18 protein-coding genes are annotated in these 20,514 nt (G+C 68.8%); 8 read left to right on the top strand and 10 right to left on the bottom strand.

Going from position 1 to position 20,514, the window contains the following annotated elements; all coding sequences use genetic code 11:
• The first annotated feature begins 194 nt into the window (after nucleotides 1-194).
• The 5 genes from IWC96_RS01855 to IWC96_RS01835 all read left to right on the top strand — a co-directional run bounded on the left by IWC96_RS01855 (nucleotide 195) and on the right by IWC96_RS01835 (nucleotide 4,774).
• Nucleotides 195-407 carry a hypothetical protein gene (locus tag IWC96_RS01855; protein ID WP_045319134.1) on the top strand — a complete coding sequence of 71 codons (213 nt, stop codon included), beginning with the start codon at nucleotides 195-197 and terminating at the stop codon, nucleotides 405-407.
• Nucleotides 408-492: 85 nt separating this feature from the next.
• A complete protein-coding gene (locus IWC96_RS01850) occupies nucleotides 493-1,320 on the top strand; it encodes an ABC transporter permease (RefSeq protein ID WP_021697717.1) in 828 nt (275 codons plus the stop codon).
• 9 nt (nucleotides 1,321-1,329) lie between these two features.
• Nucleotides 1,330-1,998, top strand: coding sequence for an ABC transporter ATP-binding protein (locus tag IWC96_RS01845; RefSeq protein ID WP_021697718.1), 669 nt, complete (start codon nucleotides 1,330-1,332; stop codon nucleotides 1,996-1,998).
• A complete protein-coding gene (locus IWC96_RS01840; protein WP_021697719.1) occupies nucleotides 1,995-3,131 on the top strand; it encodes a capsule polysaccharide export inner-membrane protein in 1,137 nt (378 codons plus the stop codon). The genes IWC96_RS01845 and IWC96_RS01840 overlap by 4 nt, the downstream gene beginning before the upstream one ends.
• Nucleotides 3,128-4,774, top strand: coding sequence for an SLBB domain-containing protein (locus IWC96_RS01835; protein WP_196838252.1), 1,647 nt, complete (start codon nucleotides 3,128-3,130; stop codon nucleotides 4,772-4,774). The genes IWC96_RS01840 and IWC96_RS01835 overlap by 4 nt, the downstream gene beginning before the upstream one ends.
• A gap of 33 nt (nucleotides 4,775-4,807) precedes the next feature.
• Here the strand turns inward: IWC96_RS01835 and IWC96_RS01830 are convergent, their stop codons facing one another.
• The 9 genes from IWC96_RS01830 to IWC96_RS01790 form a co-directional block, all read right to left on the bottom strand.
• Nucleotides 4,808-5,581, bottom strand: coding sequence for a bifunctional 2-polyprenyl-6-hydroxyphenol methylase/3-demethylubiquinol 3-O-methyltransferase UbiG (locus IWC96_RS01830; protein WP_021697722.1), 774 nt, complete (start codon nucleotides 5,579-5,581; stop codon nucleotides 4,808-4,810).
• The gene (locus IWC96_RS01825; RefSeq protein ID WP_021697723.1) at nucleotides 5,578-6,234 is read right to left on the bottom strand and encodes a hypothetical protein; all 657 of its coding nucleotides are present in this window, start codon (nucleotides 6,232-6,234) and stop codon (nucleotides 5,578-5,580) included. The genes IWC96_RS01830 and IWC96_RS01825 overlap by 4 nt, the downstream gene beginning before the upstream one ends.
• Nucleotides 6,231-7,952 (bottom strand): hypothetical protein, encoded by a 1,722-nt coding sequence (locus tag IWC96_RS01820; protein ID WP_021697724.1) that lies wholly within the window; start codon nucleotides 7,950-7,952, stop codon nucleotides 6,231-6,233. Before IWC96_RS01820 ends, IWC96_RS01825 begins: the two co-directional genes overlap by 4 nt.
• Nucleotides 7,953-8,061: 109 nt before the next feature.
• Nucleotides 8,062-9,921 (bottom strand): glycosyltransferase, encoded by a 1,860-nt coding sequence (locus IWC96_RS01815; RefSeq protein WP_045319135.1) that lies wholly within the window; start codon nucleotides 9,919-9,921, stop codon nucleotides 8,062-8,064.
• A gap of 586 nt (nucleotides 9,922-10,507) precedes the next feature.
• A complete protein-coding gene (locus tag IWC96_RS01810) occupies nucleotides 10,508-11,167 on the bottom strand; it encodes a cytidylyltransferase domain-containing protein (RefSeq protein WP_196838251.1) in 660 nt (219 codons plus the stop codon).
• The gene (locus tag IWC96_RS01805) at nucleotides 11,164-12,228 is read right to left on the bottom strand and encodes a nucleotidyltransferase family protein (protein ID WP_021697728.1); all 1,065 of its coding nucleotides are present in this window, start codon (nucleotides 12,226-12,228) and stop codon (nucleotides 11,164-11,166) included. Before IWC96_RS01805 ends, IWC96_RS01810 begins: the two co-directional genes overlap by 4 nt.
• On the bottom strand, nucleotides 12,225-13,364 hold the full coding sequence (neuC, locus tag IWC96_RS01800; protein ID WP_021697729.1) for a UDP-N-acetylglucosamine 2-epimerase: 1,140 nt from the start codon (nucleotides 13,362-13,364) through the stop codon (nucleotides 12,225-12,227). Before neuC ends, IWC96_RS01805 begins: the two co-directional genes overlap by 4 nt.
• The gene (locus IWC96_RS01795) at nucleotides 13,361-14,416 is read right to left on the bottom strand and encodes an N-acetylneuraminate synthase family protein (RefSeq protein ID WP_021697730.1); all 1,056 of its coding nucleotides are present in this window, start codon (nucleotides 14,414-14,416) and stop codon (nucleotides 13,361-13,363) included. The genes neuC and IWC96_RS01795 overlap by 4 nt, the downstream gene beginning before the upstream one ends.
• Entirely contained in the window at nucleotides 14,413-15,411 is a 999-nt protein-coding gene (locus tag IWC96_RS01790; protein WP_196838250.1) for an SDR family NAD(P)-dependent oxidoreductase, read from the bottom strand. The genes IWC96_RS01795 and IWC96_RS01790 overlap by 4 nt, the downstream gene beginning before the upstream one ends.
• Before the next feature lie 187 nt (nucleotides 15,412-15,598).
• Here IWC96_RS01790 and otsB point away from each other — a divergent pair, with 187 nt between their 5' ends.
• Genes otsB through IWC96_RS01775 form a run of 3 tightly spaced genes read left to right on the top strand, consistent with a single transcriptional unit; the run spans nucleotide 15,599 to nucleotide 19,553 of the window.
• Complete coding sequence (gene otsB, locus IWC96_RS01785) at nucleotides 15,599-16,360, top strand: trehalose-phosphatase (protein WP_148291490.1); 762 nt, start codon at nucleotides 15,599-15,601, stop codon at nucleotides 16,358-16,360.
• Nucleotides 16,357-18,150: a glycoside hydrolase family 15 protein gene (locus IWC96_RS01780; protein WP_021697734.1), complete on the top strand. Its 1,794-nt coding sequence runs from the start codon at nucleotides 16,357-16,359 to the stop codon at nucleotides 18,148-18,150. Before otsB ends, IWC96_RS01780 begins: the two co-directional genes overlap by 4 nt.
• Entirely contained in the window at nucleotides 18,147-19,553 is a 1,407-nt protein-coding gene (locus IWC96_RS01775) for a trehalose-6-phosphate synthase (protein WP_196838249.1), read from the top strand. The genes IWC96_RS01780 and IWC96_RS01775 overlap by 4 nt, the downstream gene beginning before the upstream one ends.
• A gap of 5 nt (nucleotides 19,554-19,558) precedes the next feature.
• Here IWC96_RS01775 and IWC96_RS01770 read toward each other — a convergent pair whose 3' ends face one another.
• The gene (locus tag IWC96_RS01770) at nucleotides 19,559-20,503 is read right to left on the bottom strand and encodes a hypothetical protein (RefSeq protein WP_148291488.1); all 945 of its coding nucleotides are present in this window, start codon (nucleotides 20,501-20,503) and stop codon (nucleotides 19,559-19,561) included.
• Nucleotides 20,504-20,514: the final 11 nt, after the last annotated feature.

Here is a 20,514-nt window from a genome sequence, read left to right as displayed (position 1 = left end):
TCATGGCGCGTGCGCGTTTTCCATACGGAAGCGGCCTCCCGCACCCCTTAACCGTTGAAGCTGTAGTTTAGGGCTTCCTCGCGCGTCAAGAACGGCGGGGACCAGAAGTCCCGGCGGGGCGGAAAATTCGCCTCGCTTCACCGCCGTTTACCCTGTATTCCCGCCTCGTCTCGCAATCCACCAGAGGGAACCTCATGTCGCGCTTTGTCGAGCTCACCCACGAAAACGGCAGCCCATTGTCAGTGAACGTGGATCTGGTTGTTTCCTTCGCGCCCCTGGGCGGCGACACCCTGCGCGGGACGGTGATCAGCTTCGGCTACAGCGCCGGCGACAAGAACATGACGCGCAACGTCCGGGTCGTCGATCCATACGAAGAGGTGACCGCCAAATTCTCGCAGGCTCGCTGACCCTGACGGATGGCCCCGCGCCAAGGTTACGGTTGCAAGCACGTCTGCCCCGTGCATCCTGAGCGAAACCCATAGGCGGTTCTGAATGGTGCTGACGGATCGGTTCAGGGATGACTTGCGGCAGGTTCAGGACGCCGGCCTGTCCAGCCTGCGCACCATTCACGGTCTGCTCCTTCGTGAGTCCCGCACCCGCTATGGCCGCCGCTCGGCCGGCTATGTCTGGGCGCTGATCTCGCCCATGATCCTGCTGGTGGTCATGATGGTGGTGTTCAGCGCCATCGCGCGTCCGGCGGGCGCGGGCGAAAGCCTGGTGGTGTTCTTTCTGACCGCCATCATACCCATCTTCTTCCTGCGCAACGGCATCACGCGGGGCGGGAACGCCATCCGGGCCAACCGGGTGCTGATGCAGTATCCGCAGGTGAACGCGTTCGAGGTGATCACCGCGCGCACCCTGCTGGAGGCGCTGACCTACTTCATCGTTCTGGTGCTGTTCGTCCTGATCATGTTCGCCTTCTTCGGCCTGCCGTTCACGGCCTGGATCGACCAGCCGCTGCCCATGCTGCAGGCGGGCGGGACCCTGCTGCTGCTGTGCTACGGAGCGTGTTTCCTGAGTTCGCAGATCGGGCGCGCCTTCGATCCCTGGAACGAGCTGACCGGCCCGATCGGCCGCATCCTGCTGCTCACCTCGGGCCTGTGGTTCACCCTCGGCAGCTTGCCGCCCGAGTTCCTGGCGATCGTCCAGTACAATCCGCTGGCGCATGTGGTCGAGTGGATCCGCGACGCCTCGATCCGCGATTTCCAGAGCGAACTCTACAATCCCTGGTATCCGCTCTCGTTGGGGGTGCTCTTTCTGGCCGCTGGTCTGTTCATCGACTGGCTCTACCGCATCAGCGGTTATGACCTGCAGCCCTGAGCCCGCGCCATGATCGAACTCATCGACGTCGAAAAGTCCTATCGCACCCGGTTCGGCAAGCGGCCGGTCATCCGCCCCACCAATCTGGTGTTCTATCGCGGATCATCGACGGCGGTGCTGGGCCTGAACGGGGCGGGCAAGTCCACCCTGCTGCGCCTGATCTCGGGCGTCGAGCGGCCGGATCGGGGCGAGATCCGGCGTTCGGTGACCGTGTCCTCGCCGCTTGGGCTGACGGGGGCGTTCCACCGCACCATGACCGGCGCGGAGAACCTGAAATTCGTCTGCCGGATCTATCGCAAGGACGTGGAGGAGGTCACCGCCTTCGTGCGCGAGTTCACCGAACTGGGCCCTTATTTCTACGAGCCCATCGACAACTATTCCTCGGGGATGCGATCGCGGCTGTCGTTCGCGCTCAGTCTGGCGGTGGACTTTCAGGTGTATGTGATCGATGAAGGATTGAGCGTGGGCGACGCCGCCTTCCGCAGAAAGGCGCAGGAAGCGTTCGCCGAGCGGCGGGCGCGGTCCGACATCATCATGACGTCTCACAGCATGTCGACAATTCGCGAATTCTGCACCCGCGCCGTGGTCATGGACCGGGGCGAGGCGGTGCCGTTCGAGAGCCTGGACGCGGCGGAGGATTACTACATGGAAATCGTGGCCAGAGGGCGCGCCGCATGACCACCATCGAGGTTCCGGCCAACAAGGGTCTGGACAAGACCCGCCGCAGACGGACGATCCTGGCGCGCTCGGCGATCCTGTTCATACTGGGGCCGACGATCCTGTACGCCCTGTATCTGCTCCTGCTGGCGCCGGCCCAGTATCAGACCTCGACCTCCTTCGCCGTGCGCGGCGCCGAGGCGGCGCCAATGGACGCCCTGGGCGTGCTGGGCATCTCGGCCCCCACGTCCAACACCCTGGATGCGCGGATAGTGGAGGAATACATCCGGTCCCACGCCATGGTGGAGGGCCTGCGCGAGCGCTACGCCTTCAACGAGGCCTACGCCCGGTTCAGCCTGGATCCGCTGTCGATCCTGCCGCCGGGCGCGGACCGCGAGCGGGCCACCCGCTTCTGGCGCGACAAGGTGCGGGTGCGCCACGACCCGGCGTCCCAGTCCGCCCATGTGGAGGTCAGCGCCTATACGCCGGAAGACTCCCTGCGCCTCAGCCAGGGCGTGCTGACCCTCAGCGAGGAACTGGTCAACCGCATGTCGGACCGGGCCATGACCGACCTGATCGAGGCGGCCGAGCGCGAGATCGAGCGCAAGCGCGAGGAATACGAGGCCGCCCGAGACAGACTGGCGGAATATCAGGGACAGCGGTTCTCGGGCGTCGATGTCGCCACCCCGGCCCAGCAGGCCATGGCCCTGGTGGGCAGCCTGGACAGCCAGCTGGCCCAGAAGCGCACTGAACTGGCCACCATGAGCCAGACCTACCAGCCCGACGCGCCCCAGCTGACCGGTCTGCGCCGCGAGATCGCCGCCCTGGAGGCCGAGCGCGCCCGCGCCGTGCAGCGCGCCATGTCCACGCCGGGGGAACAGGCCTCGGGCCGTCAGATCGAGGCCCAGGCGGTGCTGATGGACTATGAGTTCGCCCAGCAGGCCTACACCACGGCCCTTCAGGCGGCCGAGAGCGTGCGCCGCCAGTCCATCAACGACCGCAAATACGTGGTCGCCTATGTGCCGCCGCGCGAGCCGGAGCAGTCCAACTGGTGGCGGCGTCTGGGCAATGTCTTCGCCGTGCTGATCGGTTCGGCCCTGCTCTGGGGCGTCGGCGCCCTCATCTATTCGATCATTCGGGATCACATGGAATGACCGGTTCTCGCTTGCTGAAGATCGCGGCCCTCGTCGCCGCCCTCATGGCGCCGGCCGGTCTGGCCCAGGCCCAGACCGGCGCGGCGGCGCCGACACGCACGGCGCCGGAGCAGGCCGCGCCCCAGGGGCCCGAAGCCCTGGTCATCCAGGACCGTCGCGGCGAACGCCCGCCGCCGCTCGGCGCCGACATGTTCGGGGGCGAGGCTCCACAGGCCTCCTCCGCGGTGGTGGACCCCGACTACATTCTGCAGCCCGGAGACACGGTCCAGGTCACCCTGTGGGGCATGGTGGAGGGAAGCCACGAGCTGACCATCGACGCCCAGGGCAATGTGGTGGTGCCGGGGGTCGGCCCGATCCGGCTGGCGGGCGTGACCGCGGCCCAGGCGCCCGTGGTGGTCGAGCGCGCCAGCCGCCGCATCTACAATGAAGGCGTCCAGGTCTACGCCACGCCCATCACGACGGCCTCGACCCGGGTTCTGGTCACCGGCCCCGTGGAGCAGCCCGGCGCCTTCCCCGGCGCCTCGGACGACGCCCTCATCGTCTATCTGCAGCGCGCAGGCGGCATCGATCCGACCCGCGGCAGCTATCGACGCATCCGGGTGCTGCGCGGGGGCGAGGTGATCGCCCGCGCCGATCTCTATGACTTCCTGCGCGAAGGCATGCTGCCGCGGGTCAGCTTCCGCACCGGCGACGCCATCGTGGTGGAGGAGCAGGGCTCCATCGTCTCGGTCAGCGGCGACGTGCGCGCGCCGTTCACCTTCGAACTGGCGGGCCAGACCGGCCAGGGCGGCGAACTGATGCAGTTCGCCCGGCCCCAGCCCGGCGCCACCCATGCGGCGGTGTTCGGCGTGCGCGACGGCCAGCCCATCAGCGCCTACATCCCTCTGAACCAGTTCTCGGCCTTCACCCTGATGGACGGCGACCGGGTCCAGTTCGAATCCGACGCCCGCCCCGCCAATGTGCTGGTGCGGGTCGAGGGCGCCCATGGCGGCCCGTCGGTCTTCACCGAGGTGCGGGGGACCACGGTGGCCCAGGTCCTTGCCCAGGTGGCCATCGACGCGGACGCGGACATGGAGGCCATCCACCTGCGCCGCCAGAGCGTGCGCGAGGCCCAGCGCCAGACCCTGAACGAAGGGCTGGAGCGTCTGGAGCGCACGGTGCTGCTGTCGCCCGCCCGTTCGCCCGCCGAGGCCCAGTCCCGGGCCACCTCGCTGGCGTTCGTGACCGAATACATTCAGCGCGTCCGGCAGGTTGAACCGCTCGGCATCCTGGCCCTGGACGGTCAGGACCTGAACCAGGTGCGGGTGGAGACCGGCGACGTGATCGTCATTCCGCGCCGCTCGCAGGTGGTGACCATCGCCGGCGAGGTGAACGCGCCCCAATCGATCCTGGCCCAGTCCGGCCAGTCGGTGTCGCAATATGTGCGGGCCGCGGGCGGCTACACCCCCCGCGCCGACCGCCGCAATGTGCTGGTGTTCCGTCAGGACGGGCAGCTGCGCGAGGGCGGCCGGGCCATGCCGGGCGACCGCATCCTGGTCATGTCCAAGCCGGATTCGACCCTGCTGCCGTTCCTGCGCGACCTGACCCAGACCATCTTCCAGATGGCCGGCGTGCTGGTGGCGGTGGACCGGTTCAGCGACTAGGCCGGAGCGGCCGGGACACAGCGCCCGGCCGTTTCAGCCCGCCTTCTTCTTGCGCGCGCGGCGCTGGTCGCCGAATGCGCGCAGGGCGTCCAGCTCCCAGGACTCCCACGGCCGGACCAGGCGCAGGTGCATCTCGGCGGTCAGCCGTTCGTCGTCGGAGGCCTGGGCCAGATGTTCGGCGGCCAGGCCCTGTTCGGCCGGAGTGCGCCACACGCGCCGCCGGTCCGCGATCTCGAAGCCTGCGCCCAGCATCAGGGCCGTCCAGGCCGTAGGGGTCAGGAACCCGTAGCCGGGGGCGTCGGGTCGGGCGCTTCCGTCCCCGCAGCGCAGGCGCACCAGCATCTCGCCGCCGGGCCGCAGCAGGCCGTAAAGCTGGGCCAGGCGATCCTCCAGCCCCGCGAGCGGAACAAGGCCGTCCAGCTCGCGCCCCAGGATCAGATCGACCGAGCCTTCGTCCAGGGCGTCCAGGGGGGCGAGGCCGGTCTGAAGGTCCAGGCCCGGGATGTCGCGCGGCCGCCAGGTCGCCCCGTCGCCTTCGCCGCTCCAGTAGGCGTGCTGGTCGAGGCCGAGGGCGGACCGCGCCCGTCCCGTGGCCGCCAGCGCGCCCAGCAGGCGACCGTCGCCGCATCCCACCTCGAGCACGTCCGCGTCCTCGATCAGGGGTGAGAAGGGCGCGAACAGCGCGTTCCAGAGGGCTACCGCGTCTTCCCACGCGGCCTGGTCGGCCGGGTCCCTGTCCTCGGGCCGGGGCAGCACGACCTGACGGCCGGTGCGCAGGACTTTCTTCGCCTGGTCCAGCAGACTCATGCCTCGTCTCCGGATTTTCGCAGGATCAGCCGCAGGGTTCCCGTGGCCAGTTCAACCGGATCGTAGGCGGCCAGGCGGGCGGCATGCAGGTCGGCGTAGTCCCGGGGCAGGCTCTGGCCGCCGAAGCCGTCGGCGGCCTCCAGCGTCAGCCCGGAGGCGCGGATCAGCAGCATCCAGGCGGCGGCGGGCAGAGGCGCCCGGATCGGCAAATCCTCGCCCAGCTCCCCGGTGCGGGCCAGATGGGGAAACAGAAGCGAGTCGAACTCGGCGGCCACCGGGGCGGCGAGGGTGTCGATCGCGACGGCCAGAACGCCTGCGGGGGCCAGAAGATCGACCAGGGCCTCGAGGCGGTCCCGGACATGGGACAGGTCGCCGGTCTCCAGGCCTCCGCCCGCAAGGATCAGGTCGAAGGCGCCGGGCCGGGCGGCCGCGAGATCCGCCAGGGAGTCCGGCGCGGTGTCGAAGCGCGCGCGGGGCGGCGGACGGTCAGGGTGCAGCAGGGTCAGGGACCCGGGGGTCAGGGCCTCCTGGGCGGCGCGGGCCAGGTCCGGTCCCTGCGGGCCGAACGCCAGAACGACGCCGGCCCCCGAGGGCGCGCCCAGCGATTTCCAGGTCCTCACCAGCGCCTTGACGGGAGACAGAGCCGGGCTCATGCGGGCGTCGCCTTCAGGGCTTGCAGCAAGGCGGCGTCATAGCGTCTGACGGCCGAGGGGCGGAACCGTCGGGGGCCGCGCCTCTGCTCGACCAGCGGCTCAAACGCCTCCCGGGTCTCTGCCCAGGACCGAAGATGGCCGGGCGTGAAGGCCGAACGCGGATTGATCGCGGCCACGCCGGCGCGGCCCAGCCCGGCGATGAGGGCGGTCATCATCTCGACCTTGATCTCGTCCCGGTCGGCCAGAACCGGGAACCCGTGCGGACTGCGCTCCCAGCCGGCCTCGGCCCAGGCGGGCAGGCGGTCGGCCATGGCCTGGTTCCAGGCCTCCGCCTGGGCCGCCGAGCGGACCATGGACCTGCGCAACAACTCAATGGGTTCGATGCGGGCCGTGATCAGGCCGTCCGGGCGGGCCAGGGCCGCGGCTGCGGTCAGGTCCGAGGCCGCATCCGCCGCCATGGCGTCCGCGGCGTTCAGGGCGTGGCGCACCACCCGGTCCCTCTGATGGGCGGGGGTTGAAAGCGCCATGGACGCGGGAATGACCAGCAGGTCGTCATAGGCCGCGAAGGGGGCCGTTCTCCAGCGCATCCAGGCGGGCAGGCCCAGCTGTTCCGCCCGGTCCGCCAGCACCACCTTCACGCCCAGACGCCTGGCCTCGGCAAGGGTGTCCGCGCCCAGCAGTCCGGGGCCGAAGCTGAGGGCCCCGGGCGCCTCGCCGACGATGGATTCGTAACGGGCGCAAGCGACAGATGTGGCGGCGACGTCGTTCATCTCCGCCAGGTCGCCGGACAGGCCGCGCCACGGTTCGGGATTGACCATCAGCCCCAGCCCATGGCCCCGCTTTTTCAGGGTGTCCGTGAGGCGCCGGACCAGGTCGTCGCCCAGCGCTTCTCCGGCCAGGACATCAATGAAGAACAATCCCTTGAGAGCGTTCGCCTCGAGGGCGAGAACGACGCTTTCCACAGCCGCCGTTCCGTCTCCCGCCCACCACTGGCGCGCCGCCACGTCGCGAGGATCGGCCAGGGGCGCCAGGTCGGGCCGGGCCGTGACGTCCACGGCGATCAGGAGGGTGGAGCCGGTCGACACCGCCTCGGAAGCCAGCCGGTCCGGCCGTCCGGGCGCGTGACGCGCGGGCGCGCCCCGGATCGTCCTGGTCTCGTCGGCCGGCAGAGGCACGGGGCGCTCGGCGCGCTCGTCCGCCGCCACGATCATCGCGGTCCTGACCGCCAGGCCCTTGCGGTTGCGCCATCGGCCGCGAACCCTGGGCAGGATGTCGTACTCGAACTGACCGTCCCTGAGCTGGCCCGGAGGCAGCAGGAAGCGGGGCTCGGCCCGGACCATGTCCACCAGCGGGCGATCGACGTCGGGCTTTTTGACCAGCAGGCGATACTGGTCGGCGCCCGGCGCCGCATCGCCGATCAGCAGATCCTCGGCGGGCGTTTCGAAATCGTCGCCCAGCCGCGGGATCGGCGCATAGTCATGCAGCCGCGCGAAGCGCGCCTCAGGGTCATCGACGGGGCGGACCATGACGCGAAAGGCCAATTGGTCCGGCGTCAGACGGAAGTCGGGCGGCAGGCGGCATTCGGTGCGAAAGCCGTCATAGATCGACCGCCGCTCGCCCGTGTCCTGATTGCGGACAATGACGCGATACTGCTGGTTGGGCCCGGCGGGCTCCCAGCGAAGGACGGGATTGGCGGCGCGTCGACGGATGGTCTTCAAGCGGCCGGCTCCTGGGCTGGCGGACGCTGAGCACGCTCAGCGCCCGGCATGGCTGCGTCCAATGCGGATATCGACGGCCGCGCCCGGGGTCAATCAGAGCGACCCTGCCTCAGGCCGCCTTCAGCGCCCATTGGGCATAGAGATCGTCCAGGCTGGCGGCGGCCCGGGACCAGGTGAAGCGCCGCTCGACGTCGCGGCGGGCGTTGCGGGCGACGGCCATGGACCGGTCCGGCGTTCCCATCACCTCGCCCAGCAGGTCGGTCAGTTCGCCCACGTCGCCCTTGTTGAACAGGAAGCCGTTCTCGCGGTGGATCAGGGTTTCCGAGATGGCCGAGACGTTGGAGGCCACCACAGGCAGCTCCATGGCCATGGCCTCCAGCGGTTTCAGCGGCGGCACCAGCTCGGTGACCTGCGCCGGGCGCCGGGGATAGACCGCCACATTCATCAGCGAATACCAGCGCGGCGCATCGGTGTGGGGCACGCGGCCGGGCATGATCAGGTGGTCGGACACCCCCATGACGCGCGCGGCCTCGCGCACCTCGCGGAAGGCCGGTCCGTCGCCGACCAGCAGGGCGCAAACGTCCAGGCCGTCCTGACGCAGATGGGACAGCGCCGTGATCAGATCGACCAGGCCCTCATAGCCGGTCATGGAGCCCAGGAAGCCGAGCACGCGCCGGTCATCCAGGCCGATTTCGCTGGCCAGGGCCTGATCGCGCGGGCGCGGGCTGAAGACCTGAGGGTCCACGCTGTTGGGCACGACGGTGATCTTGCGGCCGTCGACCCCGCGGGAGATCAGCTCGTTCTTGAGGCCGTTGGAGATCGCCACGACCGCGTCGGCCTCCTGGGCTACACGGGTTTCCTGGCGGCGCTGGAACTCGAACCGTTCGGAGCCTTCCCAATGCGGCGTGCGCGCCGCGCTGGTCAGTTCCCAGAGCCCGCGCACTTCATAGACGAAGGGCAGCCCGGCCTTGCGTGCGGCCATCAGGGCGGGCGCCGCGTTGACGTGGTTCGAAGCGGCCTGGACCACGGACGGCCGGACCTTATGGATATGCTCCAGCAGGGCCTGACCCGCGTCGTCGCAATAGCGATCGAACGGCGTGGCGTTGGACGGCGGCCCGGCAAGGCGGGAATAGACGACGCCGTCGACTTCCTGTGCGCCCAGCCGCCCGGTCACATGCTGGGCGTCGTTGCGGTCGGCGGGATAGCCGGGCCGGGTCACGGCCTCCACGCGCCAGCCCTGGCGGCTGACCGCCTTGATCAGGGAGTGGGTCCGCGCGGCGTAGCCGGTGACGTGATGGGGAAAGGAGCTGGCCGCCACATAGAGCAGGGAACGGTCCTTGACCGGCTTGATGGCGCGTCGCGCCGGGACCGCCAGGCCGGACCGCTGGATGCGGGCCAGGCCTTCGATCAGATCGCGACGCAGCCGGGCGTTGGCCGGCATGGTGACGTGGGCCTCGTCGAGCCGGCGGTACAGCGCCAGCGGCTCCTCGATCATGCCCGCATTGTAGAGGATTCCGGCCAGCCACAGAATCCGGTGCGGGCTGGGATCGTGCTCCACCGTACTGCGCGCGAGGGCGATGCTCTTGTCGAAGTCGACCAGCTGCAGCGACATGGACAGGTCCGCGACCAGGCGCATGGCGACCTTGGGATCGCGGCACTCCGCCAGGGCGGCTTCGATGATCTCGTCGGCGCGCATGTCGAACACACGCAGGCTCAGCTGCTGGAGGCGCACCGCCGTTTCGGGATTCAGATTGGGGTCGCGGACCGCTGACCGGCCGCGCCGCTCCAGCGACTGGCGGCGAAGACGCAGCAGTCCGGCCGGCAGATCGACCAGCCCCCGCCAGGTCTTGGCCCGGATCAGCAGATTGCCCAGCTGGAACGAGATGGTGTCCTTCAACCGCTCGTTCTCGGCGGACAGGGTCATCACCTTCAGGCGAAGCTGAGCGGCCTCGGCCGCCAGTTTCATCATGTGTTCGCTTGAAACGTCGATGGACGGACCCGCGGCAGCGCCTGACACCGATTCAGGGAGCCGATCTCTCACGAAGGCCGCAGAACGGTGAATGCTGTCGGGCAAGCCGCGCCTCGCAGGAAAAGTTCTTAACGTATCGGTTGTGTCACACGAAAGCGTGATTGACCACCGGCAGACGGCCCCGGGCCTGTATTGGCTTCCGGCCTGTGCCACCCACGCCACGCCGTTGGCGAGCAAAACCGTTCAGGAACAGGATGTCCTAAAAGGTTCCTGAGGCGGCAAGCCAAATTTCAGCGGGTTTCGTCCGCCGTTTCGAGCGTGATGGGCCGGGGCTCTCCAAGCGGACGCACCTCAGCGTAAAGACCCGCGCCACGACCCTGGTCACCGTAAAAGCGATCCCCCGAACGCTTTTCCCTGAACCGCTGGTTGGCTCCAGGCCCCTTGAGGTCCTGACTGGTTTCCATCGTCACGGCTTCCCCTCCCTCTGACTCCGGATCCGACGGGGCCGGACTCTTAGTGATCTGGTAAGGATGCGCAAGCATTTATCGCGCCACCGCAAGTCTTCGTCAGGCAGGCGAATCCGAAATCAGGATTTCAGGATTTTTGCGGCCCGGTCGAGGTCGTCCGACGTGTCTACGTCCACCGACCGATGCTGGTCCATGACGTGATAGGCCGTATCCGGAGCGATGAAGGCGCCGCCGATATTGAGGTGGTCCCATTTCAGCACATAGACCGCGCCATTGAGGATGAGGGGGTGTCCATATTCGGACGCGGGGCGCAGCACGCCGCCCTGACCGATCATGAGCACATCCGGCTTCGGCGCGGGGGTCACGCTGACGGCCGTCGACCGGTCCTGATCGCGGCACAGGGTCAGGGTCTGGTCGATGTCCCCGGCGGTGCGTAGCGGCGAAGTGGGCTGGAGCAGGACCAGATGGGAGAAGGCGCCGGGCTCGTCCTGGTCCGCCCAGTCCATGGCGTGGCGCACCACGTCCAGGGAGGACGCCTCGTCCGTGGCCAGTTCGGCGGGCCGCAGGAAGGGAACCTCGGCGCCGCCCGCGCGGGCCGCCTCGGCGATGGCGGGATCGTCGGTGGAGACGATCAGGCGGTCTATGCCTCGGGCCGCCAGCCCCGCATCGATGGCGCGCTGAAGCAGGCTGCGGCCGTGCAGGTCGGCCAGGTTCTTGCCGGGCAAGCGTTTGGAGCCGCCGCGCGCGGGGATCAGGCCGAGGACGCGGCTTCGGCTCATGTGGCCGCGGCGGCGAACACCGCCTCATAGTCGCTGCGCGCCAGCTCGAAGTCCGGCGGACGGCCGATGTCGATCCAGTATTCGTGAATGGGGAAGGCGCCGACGGTGTCGCCCCGGTCCGACAGGGCGGCCAGCAGGGTGGGCATGTCATAGTGGCCGGTGTCGGGCACCTGTTTCAGGGCGTCGGGGCCCAGCACATAGATCCCGGCGTTGGCGAACCAGCGGAAGGTGGGCTTTTCGCGGATGGAGACCAGACGGTGGCCTTCGGTCTCCACCACGCCGAAGGGGGCCTCGAACCGATGCTCCCGCACGCAGACGGTGGCGGCGGCCTCGTGATCGCCGTGGAAGTCCAGAAGCTGGGCGAAGTCCAGCCGGGTCAGCACGTCGCCGTTCATGACCAGGAAGGGCTCCTCGATGGGCTCGTCCAGCAGGGCCAGGGCTCCGGCGGTGCCGCGCGGTTCGGTCTCGCGCAGATAGGAGATTTCGACGTCAAAAGCCGAGCCGTCGCCGAAATGGCCCTCGATCACCTCGGCAAGATAGTTGACCGCCAGACGGAAGCGTCCGAAGCCCTGATCGCGCAGGCGCTCGATGATGGTCTCCAGCAGGGGCCGCCCCGAAATGGTCAGCATGGGCTTGGGGGTGTGGCGGGTCAGGGGGGCCAGCCGCGCGCCGCGTCCGCCGGCCATGATGACCACCAGATTGTCGCGCCGGCCCGCGTCGCCGTAGTGCTCGGGATACAGGCCCACCACCCGGCCCGCCCGGTCGATGACGGGGGCCTGGGTCGCGCCGCGCACCTCCAGTTCCGCCTGGATCTCGGCGGGGTTCTGGCCCCGGCGCACGGCCACCGGCTCGGCGTTCATGGCCGTTTCGACGCCCGCCTCCATGGGCGTCATGCGCAGCAGGGCCCGACGCACGTCGCCGTCGGTCAGGGAGCCGCGCAGCCGCCCGTCCTCGTCGATGACCACCACCAGCTGGCCGCGCACGGCGTCCAGCCGCTCGATGGCCTCGCGCAGGGTGGCCTGATCGGACAGCAGATAGGGGGCCAGTTCACGACGGGTCATGATGGGCGCTCCTCGGGAAAGGATTTTTGTCTGAGGCGGTCGTCGATGGGCTCGGCGGCCAGGCGGGCGGCGATGCGCGGGCCTGCGCGGCCGTCGCCGTAGGGATTGGCCACGCCTGTCAGGCTGGATCGGAAGGCCGGGTCCAATGCGCGGGTGAGGGCCTGCCGCACGGCGACGGGATCAGCGGCGGCGTCGAGGACGTTGGCGCCCCGGTCACGGCCCTTCTGGCGGTCGCCCACATTGACCACGGGCAGGGCGAAGGCCGCCGCCTCGATGATGCCGCTGGACGAATTGCCCGCCATCACCGCCGCGTGGGCGAGGGCCGGGGCGTAGAGGGTGCCTAAACTGGGGATCAGGTGAATGGCCGTCTGCCCCTCGGCCCAGTTGCGGATGCGCGCCGCCTGTCCCGCCCCGCCGGGGTCGGCGTTGACGCCGGTGAACAGGACCGGGCGCCCGGTTTCCGACAGGGCGGTCAGCAGGGCCTCAAGCCCCGCCGCGCCCCCGTCCGCGGTCAGGGTCTCCGGGTGCCAGGTGGCGAGGATGAATTCGCCCGGATCGGCCATCTTCAGGGCGCGGAACAGGTCCGCGCGCGGCATGGGCGGCGCCGACATCAGCAGGTCCAGCCCCGGCGCCCCGGCGAGGGTGATGCGCCAGTCCTCCTCCCCCATGCGGATCAGGCGCGCGGCTGCGGCTTCGGTGGCCGGAAAGTGCAGATGGGACAGTCTGGTGATGGCGTGGCGGAAGGCGTCGTCCATGGCGCCGAGGGTCAGTTCTCCACCGTGCAGGTGGGCGATGACCGCCCCCGCCAGCGAGGCCGCGCCCGCCGCCGCCAGGGTCTCGTAGCGATCGCCGGTCAGGACGATGATGTCGGGTCGCTCCTCGGCGAAAACCCCGGCGAAGGCGGCGGTGAGGGCGCCCATGCGGCGGCCCAGATCGGCGGGGCCGTCCCCGTCCATGTGCGCCGGAATGCGACGGGTGGGCACGCCGTGATCCTCAATCTGGCTGTCGGGGCCGAGCGGATCGTCCACGACGATCGCCACGGCCTGAACCCCCGCGTCCTCCAGCGCACGGCCCACCACCGCCGCCATGGCGCGGTCGGCGCGGGAGACGGAGACCACGCAGACCGTTCGCGTCATGTCCCTGCGGGCTCCACATCGGCCCAGGACACGGGCTCGTCGGGCTGCAGCGCGCGGGTCAGGCGGTGACCGATCAGGCGCGGTAGATCGTCGGGCGGAGCGCCGGTGCCCGGACGCTTGCAGCCCAGATGGGCGGCGGTCAGCACGGTCCCGGCGGGCAGGGCGTCCAGCGCCACCACGCTGCGCCGGATGCCGCTGATGTTGGCGGCCTCGGACGGGCGGGGGCGCTTGACGCCATCCCCCAGCATGGACTCGATCCGGCGCACAGCGCGGACCAGAGCCGCGAAATCGTCCGGCGCCATGGAGGCGGCGTGGTCGGGCCCGGGGGCCTTGGTGTCCAGCGTCAGGTGCTTTTCGATCACCCGGGCGCCCATGGCCGTGGCGGCGACGGCAGCCTCGGCGCCAAGGGAATGATCCGACAGGCCGACCACGACGCCCAGATCGTCGGCCAGGGTGGTCAGGGCGCGCAGGTTCATCTCCGCGTCCGGGGCGGGATATTCGGAGACGCAATGGAGCACGCACACCGGCGGATCGCCCTCGGCCCGCACGGCGGCGAGGGCGTGGCGGGCTTCGTCCAGGGTGCTGGCGCCCGTGGACAGGATCACCGGGCGGCCCGTCTTGCCTGCGGCGGTCAGGAAGGCGGAATGGTTGACCTCGCTGGAGCCGATCTTGACCACGGCCATGTCCAGATCGCCGGTCAGATAGGCCAGGGTGTCGAAGCCCTCGGGCGTGGACATGAACATCACGCCCGCCGCCTCGCACGCGGCCTTGAGCCGGGCGGTGTCCTCCAGCCCGATGCGCAGGCGCTCCAGCAGGTCGTAGAAGGTCTCCTGAACGCCGGTGGTGCGCTCCAGATAGTCCACCTTGTGACTGAACCGGCCGACGATCTCGCCCGGCAGCCAGGTCTGGAACTTGACCGCATCGGCGCCCGCCCCGGCGGCGGCCTCGATCAGGGCGAAGGCCTTGTCCATGTCGCCGTCGTGATTCACCCCCGCCTCGGCGATGATGAAGACGCGGTCGTCCCAAGGGGCGTTTCCGGGCGCGCGCATCATGTGGCGTAATCCTGCGGGCGGTACAGATGCAGGTTGTCGCGGATGAAGGCGACGGTGCGCTCAAGTCCCTCCTCCAGCGACACGCGCGGCGCCCAGCCCAGGGCCTCGCGGGCCTTTGAGGCGTCGGCGATCAGGCGGTCCACCTCGCTGCCTTCGGGGCGCAGGCGCTGCTGGTCGGTGACGATCTCGATGTCGCGGCCCGCCGCCCGGCCGATCATCAGGGCCAGGTCGCCGATGGACACCTCGCGACCGCCGCCGAAGTGCAGGGTCATGCCCTCGATCCCGGGCACGGCGGCGGCGCCCAGGAAGGCGTCGGCGGTGTCGTCCACGAAGACGAAGTCGCGGGTGGGGCGGGTCGCGCCCAGATTGACCGTGGTTCCGCTGAGCGCCTGCACCGCCACCGCCGGGATCACCGCCCGGGCGCTCTGGCGAGGGCCGAAGGTGTTGAAGGGGCGCAGGGTGACGGCCGGGACGCCGAACGACAGGTGGAAGGACTCCACCAACTTGTCCGCGGCGATCTTGGAGGCCGCATAGGGGGATTGGGCCTGGAGCGGATGCTCCTCGGTCATGGGGGTGAAGCGGGCGGTGCCGTAGACCTCGCTGGTGGAGGTGTTGACCATACGGGCGACGCCGCACTCGCGCACCGCCTGCAGCACATTGAGCGTGCCCAGGGTGTTGACCCGCACATAGCTTTCGGGCGCGGCGTAGGAATAGGGAATGGCGATCAGGGCGCCCAGGTGCAGGACGATTTCGCAGTCCCTGACCGCATCCATGACCGAGTCCCGATCGGCCAGATCGCCGCGCCGGATGTCGACCTCGGCGCGGACGGGCGAGGTGTCCAGCCACTCGGCCGTGCCCGACGAGGTGTAGAGCACCAGCGCGCGCACATCGGCACCGGCCTCGACCAGCCGCTCGCAGACGCGGCTGCCGATGAAGCCGCCGCCGCCGGTGACCAGCACCCGCTTGCCCTTCAGGGAAGCGATGGGATCGACCATGTGAATTACGCCCCGGACCGCGAATCGCCTTGGGTCAGTCTAGCCCGGCGCCTCCCCACACAATCCTTAACGGGGCGCCGACGAGGTCCTATTTCGCAGGTGCGAAGAAAAATGCCCCCCAAGGGGTCAACTTCGGGGGCGGTCACGCGTTAGGGTGCGGGGACAAGCCAGACAGTTCATGAGGATCATGCTGACCGACGCCGCCCATGCCGTGACGCCCCTGTCGCCGCCGCCCGCCTTGCCGCAGCGGCCGGCCCTGTTTCTGGACATGGACGGGGTGTTGGCGCCCATCACCGCGACCCCCGAGGGCGTCGGACCCGACGGCCGTCGAACCCGCGTGCTGGGCCGATTGCTGGAACGGCTGGATGGCCGGCTGGCGGTGGTGAGCGGACGCACCATCGCCGAGATCGACCGCATCTGCGAAGGCGCCGTGCCTTGTGTCGCCGGGATTCACGGGCTGGAACGGCGCGGCGCCGACGGGCAGGTGCGGCGGCTGGCGCCCCATCCGGACATGGCGCAGGTGCATGAGGCGTTGGTGGCATTCGCGCGCGACCGGCCGGGGGTCCTGATCGAGGACAAGGGGCTGGGCGTGACCCTCCACTACCGTCAGGCGCCGGATCAGGCGGACGCGGCGCGCGATCTGGCGCGCGCCCTGGCCGAGCGCCACGGCCTGACCCTGCAGCCCGGCGACATGGTGCAGGAGCTGAAGACGCCCGGCGCCGACAAGGGCCGCGCCCTGGCCGCCTTCATGGAGGAGGCGCCGTTCAAGGGTGCTGTCCCGGTGATGACCGGCGATGACCTGACCGACGAGTTCGCCTTCACCGCCGCCGCCGGACGGGGCGGGTTCGGGGTGCTGGTGGGCCCGCCGCGCGAGACAGCGGCCCTGTACGGCCTGAACGGCCCCGAGGCGGTGATGGACTGGCTCGAAACCCTGGCGGAGCGCGCATGAACGGCAACCGACCCAATCTGGACCTGGCGCCGATCGGCAACTGCGCCGTCTCCAGCCTCATCGACCGGCAGGGGCGACACGTGTGGTCGTGTGCGCCGCGCGTGGACGGCGATCCGGTGTTCTCGGCCCTGATGGATGGGGACGACCCGCAGCACGGCTTCTGGTCCATCGAACTGGACGGCCAGAAGCATGTGGAGCAGGCCTATGTGCGCAACACCCCGGTGCTGCGCACGGTGCTGACCGCCGAGGACGGGGCGGCGCTGGAGATCATCGATTTCGCGCCCCGCCACGCCAAGCACAGCCGCACCTATCGCCCCATCGCCCTGGCCCGCATCATCCGGCCGCTGCACGGCGTGCCCCGCGTCACCATCCGCATGCGGCCCGCCCGCGACTGGGGCGCGCGGCCCGCGCCGACCACTTCGGGCTCGAACCATATCCGCTATCACTGCACGGACCTGACCTTCCGTCTGACCACGGACTGTCCTGTGTCCCATGTGCTGGACGAACGCACCTTCCGGGTCGAGCGGACCCTGTCGTTCTTCTTCGGCCCCGACGAGGGCTATGATCAGGAAGTGGGGGCCGGCGTCGCCGCCGCCCGCGAACGGACCGAGGACTACTGGCGACAGTGGGTGCGGACCCTGTATCTGCCGCTGGACTGGCAGGAGGCGGTGATCCGCGCCGCCATCACCCTCAAGCTGTGCGCCCACGAAGAGACCGGCGCCATCGTCGCGGCCCTGACCACCTCGGTGCCGGAGTTTCCCGAGAGCGGGCGCAACTGGGACTACCGGTTCTGCTGGATCCGCGACGCCTATTACACGGTGCGGGTTCTGACCCGGCTGGGCGCCATCGACATCCTGGAGAACTACCTCGCCTATCTGCGGAACCTGGTGGACAACGCGGCAGGGGGGCACGTGCAGCCGGTCTACGGTGTCGGGCTGGAGGGCGCGATCACCGAGCGCATCGTCGATACGGTCGAGGGTTATCACGGCATGAAGCCGGTGCGGGTGGGCAACCAGGCGCACGAACATCTGCAACATGACGTATACGGACAAATTGTCCTGCCGCTGGTGCAATCCTTCTATGACCAGCGCCTGCTGCGCCCCGGGTCGGTGGAGGATTTCCACGCCCTGGAGCAGGTGGGCGAGCGCGCCTTCGCCGTGCACGACCAGACCGACGCGGGCCTGTGGGAGTTCCGCACCATTGCGCGGGTGCACACCTATTCCTCCATGATGTGCTGGGCCGCGTGCGACCGTCTGGCCAAGGCTGCGGACCAGTTGAAGCTGCACGATCGGGCCGAGGTCTGGCGGGAGCGCGCCGGGATCATCCGTGCACGGATAGAGAAGGAAGCCTTCGTGCCTGAGGAGGGCCGCTTCGCCGCCAGCTTCGGCGGGACCGAGCTGGACGCCTCGCTGTTGCAGATGGTGGAGCTGGGCTTCCTCGATCCACAGGACCCGCGTCAGGTGGCCACCTTCGACGCCATCGAGCGTGACCTGAAGAAGGGGCCGTATCTGTTCCGCTATGTGGAGCCGGACGACTTCGGCGAGCCGGAGACGGCGTTCAACTTCTGCACCTTCTGGTTCATCGAGGCCCTGCACATGAACGGGCGCGCGGACGAGGCGCGCGAGATGTTCGAACAGATGCTGAGCCGCCGCACCAATGCGGGCCTGCTGTCCGAGGACATCTCCCTGGGCGATGACGAACTGTGGGGGAACTACCCGCAGACCTATTCCCTTGTGGGGATCATCAACTGCGCCGTGCTGTTGAGCCGTTCCTGGACGGATGTGAGATGAGTCGCCTGATCGTCGTATCGAACCGTGTCTCCGCGCCGAAGGATGCGGGGGAGAGCTCCACCGGCGGGCTGGCTGCGGCCCTGTCGGCGGCGCTGCGGCGATATGACGGCATCTGGTTCGGCTGGTCCGGGGAGACCACCGAGACCTTCACCGGCGAACTGAAGATGGAGGATCGGGCCGGGGTCACCGTGGCCCTGGTGGATCTGGAGGCCCAGGATGTCGAGGAGTATTACAACGGCTACGCCAACAAGACCCTGTGGCCGCTGTTCCACCACCGGGTCGACCTGACCGCCTATGAGCAGTCGTACGGCCAGGGCTATGAGCGGACCAACGCCCGCTTCGCCGAGGTGCTGGCGCCCCTGATCCAGGACGACGACATCGTCTGGATCCATGACTATCACATGATCCCCCTGGCCCGGGATCTGCGGCGGCTGGGGATCAGGAACCGGATCGGCTTCTTCCTGCACACGCCCTGGCCGGTGCGCCAGTTGCTGGTGACCCTGCCGTTTCACCGCAGGCTGGTGGAGTCCCTGTTCGACTACGACCTGCTGGGATTTCACACCCAGGAGTGGCTGGACCTGTTCCGCGACTACGTGACCTCCGAGGCCGGCGGACGGCAGGTCGGCGACAACGGCATGGAGGCCTTCGGCAAGACGGTGCAGGGCGGGGTCTTCCCCATCGGCATCGACGTGGACGGCTTCATCGCCGCGCGGGACTCGGCGCTGGGCCAGCGCACCTATGACCGCATGGCGGCGTCCTCGGCGTTCCGATCGATGATCGTGGGCGTGGACCGGCTGGACTACTCCAAGGGGCTGGAACAGCGGCTGCTGGGGTTCCAGCAGTTCCTCGAGGACAACCCCTCCATGCGCGGCGAGGTGTTCCTGCTGCAGGTGACCCCCATCTCGCGCGACGAGGTGGACACCTATCAGGACCTGCGGGCGCGGCTGGACGCCCTCGCGGGCCACGTGAACGGCGCCTATGCAGATATGGACTGGGCGCCCGTGCGCTATCTCAACCGCACCTATCGCCGGGATCAGCTGGCGGGCATCTACCGGGCGGCCAGGGTGGGGCTGGTGACGCCCCTGCGCGACGGGATGAATCTGGTGGCCAAGGAATATGTGGCGGCCCAGAACCCGGAGGACCCGGGCGTGCTGATCCTGTCGCGCTTCGCCGGAGCGGCGGAGGAACTGCGCGAGGCCCTGATCGTCAATCCGTTCGCCCGGGAGGAGGTGGCCCAGGCCATCCACCGCGCCCTGACCATGTCGCGGGATGAACGCATCGAACGCTGGACCGCCCTGATGGCGGCGGTGCGGGCCTCGGACGTGGCCATCTGGCGCGACGATTTCGTCCGCACCCTCACCGCCCTGCCGGGCAAGGGCGAGGCCGCATCGGATCCGGACTGAAGCGGTCAGTTCCCCGCTATGATGCGTAGCTGCTCAGACGTGTTTTGATTTATGCGCAGTGAAAGCGTGTCGTAATCAGTCCACCACGCTTCTGAATCCTCATTTCTTTCAACTTCAGAAGCGGCCCTGATCAGCAAATTTTCTCCTTGCTGAACAAGGATAAACGCCTCTCTTTTCAATGGAACGAGCCTGTCGATCAGGGCCGCCTGTTCGACGTCTGTGGTCCCTGTGAGGATTTCTCGCTCCAGAGCAGCCAGCCCCTCCTCCACATTTGCGGCGATGCTCTCCGCGCGGCTGCGGATTTCGTCACGTGCTTGTCTTTGGGGAACAAGTCCGTTCAGAGCCTTGAGTTTAAATGAGACACCTTCCGTGAGCGCAGCTGAGGCATAGGCCAGATGTTGCTGCGATTGTCCCGGCGGGAACATTGCGGCCTGCGTGCGGAGAGAGAGCGCCTGTCCATCCATCATCAGCACAGGCCCATGAATCAGGGCCTCGATCCCCCGGTCAACAGCCCCCCGTTCTCCCGCTTCCAAAGAATCCGAGACTTCGATAAGCGACACCAACATTGCTTCAGCGGTGTCGGCCTGCTCGCTCAGCGTGTCGACAAAGCTGTTGATCTGGCGATCGGAGAGTTCGTTTCCAGACGCCCTCAAACCTTGAATCTCGACGGAGGCTTGCCGGATGACGGCGAGGGTCTGATCAATCTCGGGGCGACGAGCCCGGAGCGTATCCCTCCAGAGTCTGGCGCTGGCGTCCGGTTCAATGAACTGACTGGAGAAAAGACTTCCCAACGCGGTCTGTATTTGCAGCCCCGCGTCCAGCAATCTCGCCATGACCGCGCCCTGGTCCGCAAGCGTGCGCTCCTGGGCTGCGGCCCGAGCCATCATTGGCGCCGGGATACTGACAGTCCCAAGAGCCACTATAAAAATTGCTAGAATGACCTTGCGCATGACCGCCCCCC

The organism is Brevundimonas sp. BAL450, from assembly GCF_015767455.1.
Lineage (GTDB): Bacteria > Pseudomonadota > Alphaproteobacteria > Caulobacterales > Caulobacteraceae > Brevundimonas > Brevundimonas abyssalis.
This window is presented reverse-complemented; position numbering and strand designations above follow the sequence as displayed.

Bases quoted from the DNA above. Each gene is read 5' to 3' on its own strand.
- otsB (WP_148291490.1), top strand. From the start codon at position 15,599: ATGCTGACCGACGCCGCCCATGCCGTGACGCCCCTGTCGCCGCCGCCC.
- neuC (WP_021697729.1), bottom strand. From the start codon at position 13,364: ATGACGCGAACGGTCTGCGTGGTCTCCGTCTCCCGCGCCGACCGCGCC.
- IWC96_RS01825 (WP_021697723.1), bottom strand. From the start codon at position 6,234: ATGAGCCCGGCTCTGTCTCCCGTCAAGGCGCTGGTGAGGACCTGGAAA.
- IWC96_RS01855 (WP_045319134.1), top strand. From the start codon at position 195: ATGTCGCGCTTTGTCGAGCTCACCCACGAAAACGGCAGCCCATTGTCA.
- IWC96_RS01770 (WP_148291488.1), bottom strand. From the start codon at position 20,503: ATGCGCAAGGTCATTCTAGCAATTTTTATAGTGGCTCTTGGGACTGTC.
- IWC96_RS01780 (WP_021697734.1), top strand. From the start codon at position 16,357: ATGAACGGCAACCGACCCAATCTGGACCTGGCGCCGATCGGCAACTGC.
- IWC96_RS01790 (WP_196838250.1), bottom strand. From the start codon at position 15,411: ATGGTCGATCCCATCGCTTCCCTGAAGGGCAAGCGGGTGCTGGTCACC.
- IWC96_RS01795 (WP_021697730.1), bottom strand. From the start codon at position 14,416: ATGATGCGCGCGCCCGGAAACGCCCCTTGGGACGACCGCGTCTTCATC.
- IWC96_RS01815 (WP_045319135.1), bottom strand. From the start codon at position 9,921: ATGATGAAACTGGCGGCCGAGGCCGCTCAGCTTCGCCTGAAGGTGATG.
- IWC96_RS01850 (WP_021697717.1), top strand. From the start codon at position 493: ATGGTGCTGACGGATCGGTTCAGGGATGACTTGCGGCAGGTTCAGGAC.
- IWC96_RS01845 (WP_021697718.1), top strand. From the start codon at position 1,330: ATGATCGAACTCATCGACGTCGAAAAGTCCTATCGCACCCGGTTCGGC.
- IWC96_RS01775 (WP_196838249.1), top strand. From the start codon at position 18,147: ATGAGTCGCCTGATCGTCGTATCGAACCGTGTCTCCGCGCCGAAGGAT.
- IWC96_RS01830 (WP_021697722.1), bottom strand. From the start codon at position 5,581: ATGAGTCTGCTGGACCAGGCGAAGAAAGTCCTGCGCACCGGCCGTCAG.
- IWC96_RS01840 (WP_021697719.1), top strand. From the start codon at position 1,995: ATGACCACCATCGAGGTTCCGGCCAACAAGGGTCTGGACAAGACCCGC.
- IWC96_RS01810 (WP_196838251.1), bottom strand. From the start codon at position 11,167: ATGAGCCGAAGCCGCGTCCTCGGCCTGATCCCCGCGCGCGGCGGCTCC.
- IWC96_RS01835 (WP_196838252.1), top strand. From the start codon at position 3,128: ATGACCGGTTCTCGCTTGCTGAAGATCGCGGCCCTCGTCGCCGCCCTC.
- IWC96_RS01805 (WP_021697728.1), bottom strand. From the start codon at position 12,228: ATGACCCGTCGTGAACTGGCCCCCTATCTGCTGTCCGATCAGGCCACC.